General features: G+C 68.4%; 16 protein-coding genes. 11 read left to right on the top strand and 5 right to left on the bottom strand.

From position 1 onward, the window contains the following. The first annotated feature begins 112 nt into the window (after positions 1 to 112). The 4 genes from NATPE_RS15510 to NATPE_RS15525 all read left to right on the top strand — a co-directional run bounded on the left by NATPE_RS15510 (position 113) and on the right by NATPE_RS15525 (position 4,097). Positions 113 to 538 (top strand): DUF5791 family protein, encoded by a 426-nt coding sequence (locus NATPE_RS15510; RefSeq protein ID WP_006182532.1) that lies wholly within the window; start codon positions 113 to 115, stop codon positions 536 to 538. 67 nt (positions 539 to 605) lie between these two features. After that, positions 606 to 1,847 carry a sulfite oxidase gene (locus NATPE_RS15515; RefSeq protein WP_006182533.1) on the top strand — a complete coding sequence of 414 codons (1,242 nt, stop codon included), beginning with the start codon at positions 606 to 608 and terminating at the stop codon, positions 1,845 to 1,847. A gap of 112 nt (positions 1,848 to 1,959) precedes the next feature. Then, entirely contained in the window at positions 1,960 to 2,856 is an 897-nt protein-coding gene (locus tag NATPE_RS15520; protein ID WP_006182534.1) for an SDR family oxidoreductase, read from the top strand. Positions 2,857 to 2,909: 53 nt separating this feature from the next. Continuing rightward, a complete protein-coding gene (locus NATPE_RS15525) occupies positions 2,910 to 4,097 on the top strand; it encodes a DHH family phosphoesterase (RefSeq protein WP_006182535.1) in 1,188 nt (395 codons plus the stop codon). Here NATPE_RS15525 and NATPE_RS15530 read toward each other — a convergent pair. Then, a complete protein-coding gene (locus NATPE_RS15530) occupies positions 4,094 to 5,113 on the bottom strand; it encodes a carbohydrate kinase family protein (RefSeq protein ID WP_006182536.1) in 1,020 nt (339 codons plus the stop codon). The two genes, NATPE_RS15525 and NATPE_RS15530, sit on opposite strands and share 4 nt — an antisense overlap. A 114-nt stretch (positions 5,114 to 5,227) precedes the next feature. Continuing rightward, positions 5,228 to 5,398: an HVO_0758 family zinc finger protein gene (locus NATPE_RS22780; protein ID WP_006182537.1), complete on the bottom strand. Its 171-nt coding sequence runs from the start codon at positions 5,396 to 5,398 to the stop codon at positions 5,228 to 5,230. A gap of 253 nt (positions 5,399 to 5,651) precedes the next feature. Between NATPE_RS22780 and NATPE_RS15535 the strand changes: the two genes are divergently transcribed. The 3 genes from NATPE_RS15535 to NATPE_RS15545 are packed head-to-tail and all read left to right on the top strand — an operon-like array spanning position 5,652 to position 7,899. Next, a complete protein-coding gene (locus tag NATPE_RS15535; protein ID WP_015299193.1) occupies positions 5,652 to 6,794 on the top strand; it encodes a glycosyltransferase family protein in 1,143 nt (380 codons plus the stop codon). 26 nt (positions 6,795 to 6,820) lie between these two features. Beyond that, positions 6,821 to 7,312, top strand: coding sequence for a DUF7109 family protein (locus NATPE_RS15540; RefSeq protein WP_006182539.1), 492 nt, complete (start codon positions 6,821 to 6,823; stop codon positions 7,310 to 7,312). Continuing rightward, a complete protein-coding gene (locus NATPE_RS15545; protein ID WP_006182540.1) occupies positions 7,309 to 7,899 on the top strand; it encodes an NUDIX hydrolase in 591 nt (196 codons plus the stop codon). Before NATPE_RS15540 ends, NATPE_RS15545 begins: the two co-directional genes overlap by 4 nt. A gap of 15 nt (positions 7,900 to 7,914) precedes the next feature. On the opposite strand, the gene NATPE_RS15550 is transcribed toward NATPE_RS15545, so the two are convergent. Together NATPE_RS15550 and NATPE_RS15555 are read right to left on the bottom strand one after the other, a co-directional pair. Further along, complete coding sequence (locus NATPE_RS15550; RefSeq protein WP_006182541.1) at positions 7,915 to 8,385, bottom strand: MGMT family protein; 471 nt, start codon at positions 8,383 to 8,385, stop codon at positions 7,915 to 7,917. A 78-nt stretch (positions 8,386 to 8,463) separates the two neighbouring features. Further along, positions 8,464 to 8,673 carry a hypothetical protein gene (locus NATPE_RS15555; protein ID WP_006182542.1) on the bottom strand — a complete coding sequence of 70 codons (210 nt, stop codon included), beginning with the start codon at positions 8,671 to 8,673 and terminating at the stop codon, positions 8,464 to 8,466. A 113-nt stretch (positions 8,674 to 8,786) separates the two neighbouring features. Here NATPE_RS15555 and trpC point away from each other — a divergent pair, with 113 nt between their 5' ends. From trpC to NATPE_RS15575, 4 genes are read left to right on the top strand one after another with little or no spacing between them, the layout of a single operon-like run. After that, a complete protein-coding gene (trpC, locus tag NATPE_RS15560) occupies positions 8,787 to 9,629 on the top strand; it encodes an indole-3-glycerol phosphate synthase (protein WP_006182543.1) in 843 nt (280 codons plus the stop codon). 25 nt (positions 9,630 to 9,654) lie between these two features. Further along, positions 9,655 to 10,920, top strand: coding sequence for a tryptophan synthase subunit beta (gene trpB / locus NATPE_RS15565; protein ID WP_006182544.1), 1,266 nt, complete (start codon positions 9,655 to 9,657; stop codon positions 10,918 to 10,920). After that, positions 10,917 to 11,855, top strand: a complete 939-nt coding sequence (gene trpA / locus NATPE_RS15570; protein ID WP_006182545.1) for a tryptophan synthase subunit alpha — start codon at positions 10,917 to 10,919, stop codon at positions 11,853 to 11,855. The genes trpB and trpA overlap by 4 nt, the downstream gene beginning before the upstream one ends. Before the next feature lie 24 nt (positions 11,856 to 11,879). After that, positions 11,880 to 12,674 carry a 2-amino-3,7-dideoxy-D-threo-hept-6-ulosonate synthase gene (locus tag NATPE_RS15575; RefSeq protein ID WP_006182546.1) on the top strand — a complete coding sequence of 265 codons (795 nt, stop codon included), beginning with the start codon at positions 11,880 to 11,882 and terminating at the stop codon, positions 12,672 to 12,674. A gap of 48 nt (positions 12,675 to 12,722) precedes the next feature. Here NATPE_RS15575 and NATPE_RS15580 read toward each other — a convergent pair whose 3' ends face one another. Next, positions 12,723 to 13,673: a cation diffusion facilitator family transporter gene (locus NATPE_RS15580; RefSeq protein WP_006182547.1), complete on the bottom strand. Its 951-nt coding sequence runs from the start codon at positions 13,671 to 13,673 to the stop codon at positions 12,723 to 12,725. Positions 13,674 to 13,840 lie beyond the last annotated feature (167 nt).

The following is a 13,840-nucleotide window of genomic DNA, read 5'->3' on the forward strand; positions in this document are numbered from 1 at the left end:
ACGTGGGTTCGAACGCGGCGAACGCACGATAGGCCACTCGGAACGGGAGACACCGGCGTCCCAGTCACCGCAGTTCACAACACACTTGTGGAGTATCCCCGTCGGGTTCGGTATGTTCCACGAACAGCGGATGACCGTCCCGGACTCGCCCGCCGACCTCTGGGCCGAGTACGCGGACGACCTCGCGGCGATCGTTACGGAACGTGGCCCCGCCAAAGCGGCCGCCGAAACCGACCTCGAGCGGGAGCGCCTCGAGGCGGTCGCCGCGGGCGAGCTGCCGGAGCTGACCCTCGAGGAGGCCGCGGCGATCCAGTCGCTGGCCGAGGGCGCGCCCGATCCCGAGACGACGAAGACGATGGCGCTGGAACACCTACTGCTGGGAATGTCGACGGCGGTACTCGACGTCGACGCCGTCGAGAGCGAACTCGAGATCGACCTCGATGCCAAGGAGATCCAACAGAAGATCGAGAGCCGCGCGCCGATGTCGTTCGACGAGTTCGTCCACGTCCAGTACGTGATCGCGGACGGCGCGCCGTAGCGCTGCCCGGTAACGGTCATTGATACCGCGCCCCGTGATTTATCGCCCTCGACGGCGTCGACCCACCATGTCGAACACGGAGCGCAGCGAGAACCGGCGTCGGGAGATCGACGACATTCTGGCACGGAAACCCGGCACCAAGGGAGTCACCGATCTCGCGGACCGGTATCGAGTGGTCGGTGCCGCGGACCGGGAGACGTACGCGAACTGGCTGACGCCGGTCGCGGAACACTACGTCTGTCACCGCAACGAGACGCTGGATCCCGTGGCCGAGGAGTGGACCGTCGAACTCGGCGGCGCGGTCGAGCGCGACGCCGAACTCGAGATGGCCGCGATCCGAGAGGAGTATCCGACGGTCGCCGTCGCCCACACGATGGAGTGTGCGGGCAACGGGCGGGGCTACTTCGAGCCCGAGACGGGGAGCGTCCAGTGGGAGTACGGAGCGGTCAGCACCGCGTTCTGGACGGGAACCCCATTGCGGTCGGTCCTCGTCGATCACGGCGCGGCGACCGACGACATGTGGCTCACCGCGGTCGGCGGCGATCGCCCGGAAGTCGACGGCGAGAACGACCGGTTCGCCCGCTCGATTTCGATGGAGAAGGTACTGGCCGACTGCGTCCTCGCCTACGAGGTGAACGGGCAGCCGCTGCCCCCGGAACACGGCCACCCGGTTCGACTGCTCGTCCCCGGCTGGTACGGCGTCAACAGCGTCAAGTGGGTCACCGAACTCCACGTGACCGAGACGATGGTCCACGGCGAGGAGTGGACGGACCGCGACGGGGAAGATTACACCCGTTGGCAGCAGTCGTCCTACCGGATCCACCCTGAGGGCGTCGAACCCGAGTCGAACGCGACGATCCCGACGTTCGACACGTGGGACCAGCTCGAGTCGGCCGAGATCGACCACCCCTACACCTTCGACCAGAACGTCAAGTCGACGATCGGTGCGCCCGACGACGGCGCGACCGTCTCGAGCGAGGACGGGCCGATCGCGGTCGTCGGCGTCGCCTGGGCCGGCGACGACGCGGTGACGAGCGTCGAGGTCTCGACCGACGGCGGTGAGGAGTGGACCGAGGCCGAGTGTGTCGGCCCGGACTACGACTGCGCCTGGCGGCTGTTTCGCTACGACTGGGAGCCCGCGCCGGGCAGCCACATGCTCGTCTCGCGGGCGACCGACGAGCGCGGTCGCCGCCAGCCCATGCGGATCGCAGCACCCGAGGACGAGGCAGACGACGAGTACCCGTGGAACGAGGGCGGCTACGCCGAAAACGCCTGTCTCCCCCACGCGGTCGAGGTCACCGTCGAGTGATGCCGATCGCGGCTCGAGTCCCCCGATTGAATATTCACGGGAATCGGCGCGGAGACAGGAGAAAACCGATCTCGAGCGGTGTAATTATGTACGGGCGACCACGACTCGACGTATGAAGGTTGCAATTCTGGGCTGTGGGCACGTCGGTCTCGAACTGGGCCGCCAGCTCGCGGCGCGGGGCCACGAGCCGATCGGCGTTCGCCGGTCGGCCGATGGGGTCGAGCGGATCGAAGACGCCGGCTTCGAGGGGATTCGAGCCGACGTCACCGACCGCGAGGCGCTTTCGGCGGTTCCCGACGTCGACGCCGTCGTCTTTGCCGCCAGCAGCGGCGGCCGCGGTGCCGAGGCCGCCCGCGAGGTCTACGTCGAAGGGCTACAGACTGCCATCGAGGCCTTCGGCGAGCGCGAGGCCCCCCCGGACCGACTGGTCTACACCTCCTCGACGGGGGTCCACGGCGACCACGACGGCGACTGGGTCGACGAGGAAACGCCCCTCGAGCCGACGACGGAGAAGACCGAGGTGCTGGCCGAGGCCGAACGGATCGCCCTCGAACTGCCCCCGGAGTACGGCGTCGAGGGGACCGTCGCCCGCTACGCCGGCCTCTACGGTCCCGGCCGGTATCGCCTCGAGCGCTACCTCGAGGGGCCGGTCACGGAGGGGTATCTCAATATGGTCCACCGCGACGACGCCGCCGGCGCGGTCCGGTACCTGCTTACGGACGACCTCGCGCGCGGGGAGGTCGTCCAGATCGTCGACGACGAGCCGGCCTCGAAGTGGACGTTCGCGGACTGGCTGGCCGACGAGTGCGGCGTCGACCGGCCGCCCAAGCGGACGAAAGCCGAGCGGCTCGAAGACGACGACCTCTCCGAGGCGAGCCGGCGGCGGATCCTGACGAGCAAACGCTGTTCGAACGGGAAACTGCGCGACCTCGGCTACGAGTTCGCGTATCCGACTTTCCGTGAGGGGTATCGCGACGCGATCGATCGCTATCGCGGGACCGAGAAGTAACAGCGGGCCGGAATCGGGGGAAAATTCTTGAGGGTTCGATCTGATTTCCGGGTATGAGCTATCGGAGCGCCCCGATCGACGGTGGGGTCGTCGGGGCGACACCGCTCGCGACCGAGTCGATCGGCGACTCGGTGCGCTCCCTCGAGCCGCTCGTTCTCTCCCTGCTGGTGCTTGCCGTCGTCGGGCTCGCCGTCGGCGGCTGGTGGGTCGTGCGGTGGTTCCGGCGGCCGCCAGGCGCGCAGTTACAGCGGCTGCTGGCGACCCACGACGAGGTGACGGTGTTGATGCACCCGAACCCGGATCCCGACGCCATGTCGTGTGCGATGGGCGTCGCGGCGATCGCCGACGCAGTCGACACCGACGCCGAGTTGCAGTACGCCGGCGAGATCCGCCATCAGGAGAACCGGGCGTTCCGGACCGTTCTCGAGTTGGAGATGGACGCGATCGACGCCAGCTCCCAGCTCGCCGCGGACCCGGTCGTCCTGGTCGATCACAACACGCCGCGTGGCTTCACCGGGGCCCAGACCGTCGAGCCGATCGCGGTCGTCGACCACCACCCCGGCAACGGTGCCGGCACGAAGTTCACCGACGTCCGGACCGACTACGGCGCGGCCTCGACGATCATCGTCGAGTACTTAGAGGAGATCGGGGCGACGCTGGACGACGGGGAGGGCAGCGGCCCCGAAGTATCGCCGGAACTCGCGACCGGGCTGCTCTATGGCATCCAGTCGGATACGAACCACCTGACCAACGGCTGCTCGCGGGCCGAGTTCGACGCCTGTGCGACGCTGTTTTCCGGGATCGACGAGGACCTGCTCGATCGGATCGCGAACCCGCAGGTCAGCGACGACGTCCTCCGGGTTAAGGCGACGGCGATCACCGAAAAGCGGATCGAGGGCCCCTTCGCCGTCTGTGACGTCGGCGAGATCGGCAACGTCGATGCGATCCCCCAGGCCGCCGACGAACTCATGCACCTCGAGGGGGTGACGGCCGTCGTCGTCTACGGCGAACACGACGGGACGATCCACCTCTCGGGGCGGTCCCGGGACGATCGGGTCCACATGGGTGAGGCGCTTCGCCACGCCATCAGCGACATTCCGATGGCGAGTGCGGGCGGCCACGCGCGGATGGGCGGCGGCCAGCTCTCGATCGATCACATGAACGGGATCGGTCCTTCCGACGGCATCAGCCGCGATGAGTTCGAAGAGCGCCTCTTCTCTGCGATGGCCGGCGAGCGCTAGTCCTCGCGCAGCGCCCGGACGGCCGCCGGATCGGCCGTGTCACCCGTTTCGACGAAGTGTGCCGCACAGGCGTTTCCAAGCGACAGCGCCGGCTCGAGGGCCCACCCGCGGGCCAGCGCACAGGTCAGTCCGGCCGAGAACCGGTCGCCGGCACCGGTCGTCCGCCGCGGGTCGCCGACGTCGTACATCTCCGCGACGGCGGTCTCTGCCCGCGTCGCGCCGATGGCCGCGTCCGCGCCGTGGAAGACGACGCCGGTGAGGCCGAGCGCAGCGCGAAGTGCGGCCAGCGAGTCGGCGGTGGGCTCGGCGTCGACGTCGACGACGCGCGCGGCGGCCCGAAACTCCGTCGGGTTCACGCTCAGGACCACCGTGATCGAGCCGTCGGCCCGGTCGGCCCGCGAGAGCGCGTCGAACAGCCCCTCGAGCGCGGCCGGGTCGACGGTCTCGATCGGTCCCGGATCGACGACGATCGGAAGCGGATCCGCGGGTGGGGTCGCCGCCAGCCGGTCGAAGACGGTGGTGAGGCCCCGGACCGAAACCCAGTTCGTACAACACAGCGCGTCCGCGGCGACGAGCCGATCCCAGTCGACGACCGCGAGCAGCTCCGCGAGTCCCCAGTCCTCGGTCGGCCCCGGTTCGGCGAGCTGGAGTTCCTCTCCGCCGACGTCGACGACGCGGACCGTCGCCGGCGGCCCCATCGAGCGCGTCTCGAACGGAAAGTCGGGAAACACCGGATGATCGAGGTGGCCGATAAGCGTCGGCCGATCGCCGAGGGCGTGGACCTGTCGCGCCGCGTTGACCGCCTGTCCGCCCGGCCGAACGGCCGTCGGCTCGAGCGAGAACGTGCGGTCGCCGGCCGCGAGCCGGTCGGCGAACGCGTCGGCCGATTCGAAGCGGTCGCCGCCCGAGCCACCCAGCGTGTACCAGCGATCGACGCTACCGTCGGGAAGCGTGACGATCTGTCTGGGGTCGTCGTGTTCGAGGGATGCCGGACGGTCGCGATGGTCGTCGCTCACGGTCGGAACTCGTCGCCCGTGGCCAAAAGACACCGGCCAGCGCGGCGAAGGTCGGTTCGAGCGGCGGCCCGTCCGGTCCTCGCGGACCGGCCACAGCGGCACGCGTGACGGCCGTTACCGGATCTCTTTCCACTCATCCGCACAGTCGGGACAGATACGGACCGTCTTGATCTCGTCCGGGTCGTTTTCGGTCTTCAGGGGCTTTTCACACTCGCCACAGACGAGTCGATCGTAGGTGTCTTTCTCGAGTTCGCCGTCGCGGAGTGCCTTCCGGACTGATTTCATATTCGCCCTGTAAGAAGGTGGGGGACAAAAAGACCGGTGCTTTTTCGAGTGTCGACTCGACGACCGAACTGGGGAGTCGCGATGGCGACGGCGTTCGTCGTTGTCCACTCCGAACTCACCAATAGTAGCCACTGAAAGGCACTGCACGCCTGATCCCACGACAGCGTTGCGATCGGAGTAGCAATCGTTTCAGCGGCTGCGATATCTGGCCGGATCCGTGGCCGTTTTACCGGTCGGGCCGAAGACCCCACCGATGGAGTACGTCCAGGAGCGGATCGCGACGCTCCACGAGTTCGGCGAGGCGAGTTCGGCCGGCGGGGCCCGCTCGAGCGCGGTCGATGCGGTCGCCGAGACGGCCGTCGTCGTCCCCATGGCCGGCCGCGAACTGGAGAGCCCCGCCGCCGCGCGCGTCCTCGGCGAACTCGAGCGCCTCGAGCCCTCGCCGGCCGCGGTCTTCGTGCCGATCCGTGCCGAGCCCGACCGGGTCGAGCCGTTCCGGGAGTGGCTGGCCTCGTTTGCCCTGCCGATCAGGCTCCTCTGGTGTAACGCACCCGGCGTCGAGACGCTGTTCGCCGAGGCGGGGCTCGACGGCGGGTTCGGCAAGGGCCGCGACGTCTGGCTCGCGCTCGGCCCCGCCGCCGCGGTCGGCGACGCGGTCGTCGTCCACGACGCCGACGCCCGCAGCTACGAGGCCGAACACGTCCACCGCCTGCTCGCACCGCTGCAACTGGAGTTCGACTTCGCGAAGGGCTACTACGCCCGCGTCGAGGACGAGCGGCTCTACGGGCGGCTCTTCCGGCTGTTTTACGCGCCGCTCGTGCGGGCGCTGGCCGACGCCCACGACGCCCCGATCCTCGACTACCTCGGGGCGTTTCGCTACGCGCTGGCCGGCGAGTTCGCCGCGACGGCCTCGCTGGCCCGTCGACTGCGCACCCCGCGGGCGTGGGGTCTCGAGGTCGGGACGCTGGGCGACGCCTTCGACGTCGCCGGGTTCGACGGCTCCGCGCAAGTGGATCTAGGCCGGCACGTCCACGACCACCGCGCCGTCGCCGGCGACGCCGGCCTCGAGGGGATGAGCCGGGAAGTGGCCGCGACGCTGTTTGGCGTCCTCGAGGACCACGGCGTCGAGCCCGCCTACGGAAGTCTGCCGGAACGCTACCGGGCCGCCGGCGAGGAGCTGATCGCCCAGTATCGAGCCGACGCCGCGTTCAACGCCCTCGACTACGAGCCCACGGCCGAGCGGGACCAGCTCGCCCGCTACGCCGAGTCGATCGCACCACCGGAAGCCGACACGCGGCTGCCACGCTGGACCGAGGCCCCGTTCGCGCCGGCCGACGTGCTGGCGGCGGCCCGCCCCTGGCGGGACCGCCGCGCCGGCTCGCGCTCGCAAGACTAATCCTCTCACCGCTCCTTGCACACCGTATGGACGCGACCGCCGACGAACTGGCCGGCGTGGTCGATCTCTTCGGCGGGCTGACCCGCACGGAACTCGAGCGGGCGCTCGCCGAGGCCGCCTACCGCGCCGACGGGGGGTCGATCGAGGCGGCGGCCCTCGAGACGGCGATCGAGGACGCCCTCGAGTCGTTCGCGCTCGTGCGGTACGAGCCCGATGGGGACAACGGTGGACCCGACGGCGAGGCGCTGTTGGTCGCCGGCCCGACCGCCTTTCCGACGGTTCCGGAGGACGCCGAGGACGTTCCGCACATCCTCGAGATCGACCGCCGACGACTCGACCGCGAGGCGCTGGGTGAGGCCGCCAGCGAACGGCTGCATGCAGCCGTCGACTCGGCCGTCGCCGCGGACGATACGGACCGGATGCGGACCCTGATCGACGTCACCTACGACCTCGAGGCGTGGGCTCCGATCGATTGCACCGACGAACGCCGACGACTGGAGGAACGGCTCGAAGAATGACGGCCCGACTGACGCTCGAGCCGGTCGCAAGCTACGAGCCGACGGAGATCACCGATCAGGAGTTCGACGCGGCCGTTCTCGCGCCGATCGTCGACCGCGACGGCGAGGACCACCTCCTCTTTACCCGGCGGGCCGACCACCTCGGCGAACACCCCGGCCAGATGAGTTTCCCCGGCGGCGGAGCCGAACCCAAAGACGGGACGATCCTCGACACCGCGCTCCGGGAGGCCAACGAGGAGATCGGCCTCGAGCGGAGCGAGGCCGAGGTCGTCGGCCAACTCGACGACATCCGAACCGTCACCGAATACGCCGTCACCCCCTTCGTCGCACACGTCCCCGACCGGGAGTACGTCCGCGATGAGAGCGAGGTCGCCGAGATCGTCGTCCTCCCGCTGTCGGGGCTGCTCGACCGCTCGAACTACGAGTACGAGCGCCGTTCTCACCCCTACTACGGCGAGATCGTGATCCACTACTTCCACGTCGACGGCTACACCGTCTGGGGCGCGACCGGCCGGATCCTGGTGCAACTGCTCGAGTTGGCGACGGATTTCGAAGCACCAGAGAAGGTCGACCGGTCCGAATTCTGAGACGGCGGCCGGCGCTTAGAGCCCCTCGAGCGACCGGAGCTTCTGTTCGACGTCCGGCGGCGCGGCGCTGGGCCCGTCGCGCACGCGGTGGTCCGGAATCAACAACGGGGCGGGGTTCTCGTCGAGGGCGGTCCGGACGAGAATCAGGTCGTCGTCGTCCTCGTGGGACAGTCCCGAGGTCATCCGGGCGAGCGTCTCGACGGAGACCTGCTCGCCGTAGGGGATCGACTGGACGCTCTCGAGGACTGCCCGCCGGTCGGTCGGCATCGTCATCGCGACTTGGACGTCCTCGAAGGTGATCTCCTCGACGGTGTCGAGGTATTCGAAGATCCGGTCGAGGACGGGGTGGTCGTCCTCGGCGTCGTCGTCCGGAATCTCCGGGAACGAGACGCTCAGGACGCGTCCGCTCGCGGCACCGAGCTGGACGTATCGATCGAGGTACGGCGATTCCCGCGCGTAGATTCCGGCCTCCGTAACGTCGTCCATACCCGCCCGTAGGCGAGCCGGGCTTGAATAGCCGCCGGTCCCGGACGTTCGGTGCCGGGACCGCGACACCGTGGTCGGTCAGACGCCGGTACGCGTCCAGTCCTCGTCGTCGCCGCTCCGTTCGAACCGAGCCCCCTGACCGCACTCGGGACAGCCGAACTGGCGGTACTCAATTTCGCTGCCGAGCAGCGGGACCGTGGTTTCGGTCCCCTCGGCACGGAGTTCCATCTCGCGGCCACAGCGCGAGCAGGTCGGCGGATCCAATGTGGGTTCGTTCTCGGCGGACATACTGAACCCCGTCTAGTGTTACCACGAGGCGCACTTTAGCCGTTCGCTGCGACCGCCGGCCCCGTGAGGATGACGCAAGCCTTATGTACATATGAGTACGTCGATGTACAATAATGGACTCCGATACCGAACTCGCCCCGGCAGTCCGATCGATCCTCGAGGCCGCTCGGGGCCGGTCGGGCGGGGAGGGCGTCGTCGACGTCGATGCGCGCTCGCTGCCCGACGCGCTGGCGGCGGCCGAGGCCGACGGGCGGGTCCCAGTGATCGCGGAGGTGAAACCGACGAGTCCGACCGCCGAGGGGACCCGCGCCGACGACCCGGTCGAACTCGCGCAGGCGATGGTCGCGGGCGGCGCGGCGGCGATCTCGGTCCTCACGGAGCCGACCCACTTCGACGGCTCGCCCGAGGCGCTGACCCGGGTCCGCGAGGCCGTCGACGTCCCCGTGTTGCGCAAGGACTTCGTCCTCGAGGAAGACGGGATGGACGTCGTCGAAGCCGACCTGCTCTTGCTGATCGCGCGGTTCGTCGACGACCTCGAGGGTCTGGTCGCTGCGGCCCGCGAGCGGGGGTTCCAGCCGCTCGTGGAAGTCCACGACCGGGCGGAACTCGAGCGGGCCATCGATGCGGGCGCGGAGATCGTCGGCGTGAACAACCGGGATCTGGCGCGGCTCGAGGTGGAACTGGAAACCTTCGAGTCGGTCGCACCCCATGCGAGACGCGTGACGGGTCTCGAGAACGCGAACGGCGACGGCGTGAGCGACGTACCGGACGACGTGACGCTGATCGCCGAGAGCGGGATTTCGTCGCCGGCCGACGTGCGGCGGATGCGCGAGGCAGGTGCCGACGCCCTGTTGGTCGGCAGCGCGATCATGGACCACGGGACGGGCGACAGCGACGTGACCGAGAACACGCGGCGGCTCACGCGGGCGGAATCGACAGCGGGAGACTCCACATGAGCGACCACGACGACACTATTCAGACATGAGTACAGAACACGACCACGACGACGGCGACGCCGGACGGACGGGCACCTTCGGCGACTACGGCGGCCAGTACGTCCCCGAAGCGTTGATGCCGGCCTTACAGGAACTCGAGGACGCCTACGAGCGGTACGTCCTGGAAAACGAGGACGGCTTCATGGACGAGTTCCGCGAGCGGATGCACGATTTCGGCGGGCGGCCGACGCCGCTCCAGCGCGCGGACCGGCTGAGCGACCGCTACGACCGCGAGGTCTATCTCAAGCGCGAGGACCTGCTCCACGGCGGGGCCCACAAGCTCAACAACGCGCTCGGGCAGGTCCTGCTCGCGAAGTACATGGGCAAAGAGCGGATCATCGCCGAAACCGGCGCGGGCCAACACGGCACCGCGACGGCGATGGCCGCGGCCCACCTGGACATGCCCTGCGAGATCTACATGGGCCGAACCGACGTCAACCGCCAGCGTCCGAACGTCTACCGGATGCGGATGAACGGGGCCGAGGTCAACCCCGTCGAGGCCGGCAGCGCCACGCTGAAGGAGGCGATCAACGAGACGATGCGCGACTGGGCGACGACCGTCGAGCGGACCCACTACGTCATCGGCTCCGTCGTCGGCCCGCATCCGTTCCCGCAGATGGTTCGTGACTTCCAGGCGGTCATCGGCGACGAGATCCGCGAGCAGATCCGGGAGAAAGCGGGGCGACTGCCGGACAGCGTCGTCGCCTGCGCCGGCGGCGGCTCGAACACGATGGGCACCTTCCACGCGTTCGTCCCTGCTGACGAGGTCGACTTATACGCCGTCGAGGCCGGTGGCTCGAGCCTCGAGATCGACGAGGAAGAGGGGATGGCCCCCAACTCCGCGACGCTCTCGACGGGCACCGACGGCGTCCTCCACGGCGCGATGACGAAGCTCCTGCAGGCCGGCGACGGCCAGATCGTCGAATCCCACAGCGTCAGCGCGGGGCTTGACTACGCCGGCGTCGGGCCCGAACTCTCACATCTCGTCGAGACCGGTCGCGTGACGCCCGCGAACGTCGACGACGAGGCCGCGCTCAACGGCTTCCACCGACTCTCGCGGCTCGAGGGGATCATCCCCGCGCTCGAGTCGAGTCACGCGCTGGGGTATCTAGAGGAGTCCGCCGACGAACTCGGCGACCTCGTCGTCGTCAACGTCTCGGGACGTGGCGACAAGGACCTCGAGACCGTGTTAGAGGAGACCGAGAAACGGGATCTCGAGGCCGCACCGGACGTGGAGGTGTTCGACGGATGAGCGACGAGGATCGACGACCGGAGGGAGGAGAGCCTCGGAACGGCGAGCGGGGAGGGAAGCGACCCGCGAGCGACGAGTCGACCGAGTACGACAGCGAAGTCGAGGCCGCGATCCGGGAGAACCACCCCGCGCTGATCACCTACATCACCGCCGGTGACCCCTCGCTGGCCGACACCAAAGACTACGTCGAGGCGCTCGATCGGGGCGGCTCGGACCTGATCGAACTCGGGCTGCCGTTCTCGGAGCCGATCGCGGAGGGTCGGACGATTCAGGACGCCATCAACCGCGCGCTGGCGGCCGGGACGACCCCCGAGGGCTTTTTCGAACTGGTCGACGACCTCGAGACCGAGGCGCCGCTGCTGGTGATGACGTATTACAACATGATCCTCCAATACGGTTCGGAGCCCGACGTTCGGCCCTTCGTCGAGCGGGCGGCCGAAGCCGGCCTCGCGGGGATCATCGTTCCCGACCTCCCGGCGGAAGAGGCCGAGCCGCTGCGCGAGGCCTGCGACGACAACGGGCTCGATCTCGTCTTCATCATCGCGCCGACGACCGAGGGCGAGCGTCTGGATCGGATCATGTCCCATGTGTCGGGCTTTGCCTATGTCCAGGCCCGACTCGGGACGACGGGTGCGCGCGAGAACGTCTCGGGCGCGACCCACGAGAGCCTCGAGCGTCTCTCGGAGTACGACGTCCCCAAAGCCGTCGGCTTCGGGGTCAGTAAGGGCGACCACGCCGCGGAGATCGTCGAAGCCGGTGCCGACGGCGTCATCGTCGGCAGCGCGCTGGTCGACATCATCGCTGAGGCCGACACGCCCGCGGACGCGGTGGATCGACTCGAGGCGAAGGCCCGCGAACTCAAGGAAGGCGCGCGCAGCGGCGCGGAAACCGTCACGATCGATCCGGAAGATGCACCGGAACCAGAACAGCCATAACCGCTAGCTTGCTACACTCCCGCAATGACTACAGGAATCGACGCACGACTCGATCGAATCGGGACGGACGACTCGTACGTGATCGTCCCAATGGACCACGGCATCACAATGGGTGCCGTCCAGGGACTGAAAGACATCGAATCGACGATCGACGGGGTAACCAGCGGCGGTGCCGACGCCGTCCTCACGCAGAAAGGGATCGCGCCCCGCGTTCACGAGAACAAGAACGGAAAGGGCTACATCGTCCATCTCAACGGCTCGACGACGATCGGCCCCGACGAGCAGGACAAGCGACTGACCGGCACCGTCGACGAAGCGGTTCGGGTCGGTGCCGACGCCGTCTCCTTCCACATCAACGTCGGCTCGAATCACGAGCCCGATCAGATCAGCCAGCTCTCGGAGGTTACCGAGCGGGCCCGTCAGCTCGGGATGCCGGTCCTGGCGATGGCCTACGCCCGCGGCCCCGGCGTCGACTCGACGGACCCCGAAGCGCTGGGACACGCGGTTCGGCTCGCCGAGGAACTCGGTGCTGATATCGTCAAGACGGGATACAGCGGCGACGCCGAGAGCTTCCAGCACGTCGTCGAATCGACGCGACTGCCGGTCATCATCGCCGGCGGCTCGAAGGGAAGCGACCGCGAGACGATCGAGATGGTCCGCGGCACGATGGACGCCGGCGGCGCTGGCATCTCCATGGGTCGCTCGATTTTCCAGCACGAGGACCCCGAAGCCATCGCCCGGGCCGTCGCGGGCGTCGTCCACGACGATCTCTCGGTCGACGACGCGCTGGCCGAAGCAGGGCTGGCGCTCGAGGCCTGATTCTCGACTCCCGTTCGCTCCGTTGGTCGACGCCGTCCGGTTGCCGGCTCAGTGACAGTGCGTGTTCAGATGCACGTCCCGGTCGGCATAGCGCGGACTCAGTTCGACGGTGGCGTGATCGACGCCGTGGCCGGCGAGTTCGTCGTGGGCCCGCCCGACGACGGCCTCCGCCTCGGCCATCGTCTCGACGCCGGTTTCGACGTGGACCGTCGCGACCGTAATTTGACTGCAGATCTGCCACGCGTGGACGTCGTCGACGCGGTCGACGCCGTCGATCGCCTCGAGGTGGGCTCGAATCTCACCGATATCCAGCGGCGTCTCGAGGAAGAAGATCGCGCCGCTACCTCGCAGGACCCGGACCGCTGACCACGCGACCACGGCCGCGATCAACCCCGCGGTAATGGGGTCGACGACGCGGATCCCGGTGACTTCGATCACGAGGACCGAGACGATGACGGCGATCGAGCCGCCGGCGTCGCCGAGCAAGTGATAGAACGCCCCCCTTTCGTTGAGGCTCATCGCGTCGTCGTGGAGGATGGAGACCGAGCCGACGTTGACCAACAGGCCGCCGACGGCGATGGCGATCGTCGGGCCGGTCCCGATGGCAACCGGTTCGAGGAATCGCTGGTACGATTCCCAGAGGATGAATCCGACCATCGGGAGGAGAAGCAGGCCGTTCAGGAAGGCCGCGAACGGCTCGAGGCGGTGGAGGCCGTAGGACCACCGATCGCCGTTACCGTACCCCTCGGCGACGCGGGCGGCGGCGAAGGCCATCACGTACGCCAGCGCGTCGAACAGCATGTGGACGGCATCGCTGATGAGCGCGACCGAGCCGAAGGCCAGCCCGCCCGCGAGTTCGACGAGGAAGCCGACGACGTTGACGACGGAGACGGCGGCGAGTTTGCGGCTGCTCGTGGACCCGCCGCCGTGGCCGTGATCGTGGTCGTGACCCGCGTGTGAACTCGAGTCACGAGCGCGGGTCGACTCGTTGTGACCCATCGTGGACCGATCTCGCGGGCGGAGACTTATTAAATCGGCTGCTACAAAACGGCGTTTCGACGGCAATTATTAGCAACTTCTTGCGAGTGAGTTAATAATCGGTCGCTCTCGGGCGAGCCCGACCTCGTCGAGCGTGCCAAGAGTTACCTCGACACCCGTCGTAGCCC

Source organism: Natrinema pellirubrum DSM 15624, from assembly GCF_000230735.2.
GTDB classification, from domain to species: domain Archaea; phylum Halobacteriota; class Halobacteria; order Halobacteriales; family Natrialbaceae; genus Natrinema; species Natrinema pellirubrum.

What these genes read in the sequence shown, in the direction of transcription:
- NATPE_RS15510 (WP_006182532.1), top strand. Translation starts at nt 113, where the DNA reads ATGTTCCACGAACAGCGGATGACCGTCCCGGACTCGCCCGCCGACCTC.
- NATPE_RS15515 (WP_006182533.1), top strand. Translation starts at nt 606, where the DNA reads ATGTCGAACACGGAGCGCAGCGAGAACCGGCGTCGGGAGATCGACGAC.
- NATPE_RS15520 (WP_006182534.1), top strand. Translation starts at nt 1,960, where the DNA reads ATGAAGGTTGCAATTCTGGGCTGTGGGCACGTCGGTCTCGAACTGGGC.
- NATPE_RS15525 (WP_006182535.1), top strand. Translation starts at nt 2,910, where the DNA reads ATGAGCTATCGGAGCGCCCCGATCGACGGTGGGGTCGTCGGGGCGACA.
- NATPE_RS22780 (WP_006182537.1), bottom strand. Translation starts at nt 5,398, where the DNA reads ATGAAATCAGTCCGGAAGGCACTCCGCGACGGCGAACTCGAGAAAGAC.
- NATPE_RS15535 (WP_015299193.1), top strand. Translation starts at nt 5,652, where the DNA reads ATGGAGTACGTCCAGGAGCGGATCGCGACGCTCCACGAGTTCGGCGAG.
- NATPE_RS15540 (WP_006182539.1), top strand. Translation starts at nt 6,821, where the DNA reads ATGGACGCGACCGCCGACGAACTGGCCGGCGTGGTCGATCTCTTCGGC.
- NATPE_RS15545 (WP_006182540.1), top strand. Translation starts at nt 7,309, where the DNA reads ATGACGGCCCGACTGACGCTCGAGCCGGTCGCAAGCTACGAGCCGACG.
- NATPE_RS15550 (WP_006182541.1), bottom strand. Translation starts at nt 8,385, where the DNA reads ATGGACGACGTTACGGAGGCCGGAATCTACGCGCGGGAATCGCCGTAC.
- NATPE_RS15555 (WP_006182542.1), bottom strand. Translation starts at nt 8,673, where the DNA reads ATGTCCGCCGAGAACGAACCCACATTGGATCCGCCGACCTGCTCGCGC.
- trpC (WP_006182543.1), top strand. Translation starts at nt 8,787, where the DNA reads ATGGACTCCGATACCGAACTCGCCCCGGCAGTCCGATCGATCCTCGAG.
- trpB (WP_006182544.1), top strand. Translation starts at nt 9,655, where the DNA reads ATGAGTACAGAACACGACCACGACGACGGCGACGCCGGACGGACGGGC.
- trpA (WP_006182545.1), top strand. Translation starts at nt 10,917, where the DNA reads ATGAGCGACGAGGATCGACGACCGGAGGGAGGAGAGCCTCGGAACGGC.
- NATPE_RS15575 (WP_006182546.1), top strand. Translation starts at nt 11,880, where the DNA reads ATGACTACAGGAATCGACGCACGACTCGATCGAATCGGGACGGACGAC.
- NATPE_RS15580 (WP_006182547.1), bottom strand. Translation starts at nt 13,673, where the DNA reads ATGGGTCACAACGAGTCGACCCGCGCTCGTGACTCGAGTTCACACGCG.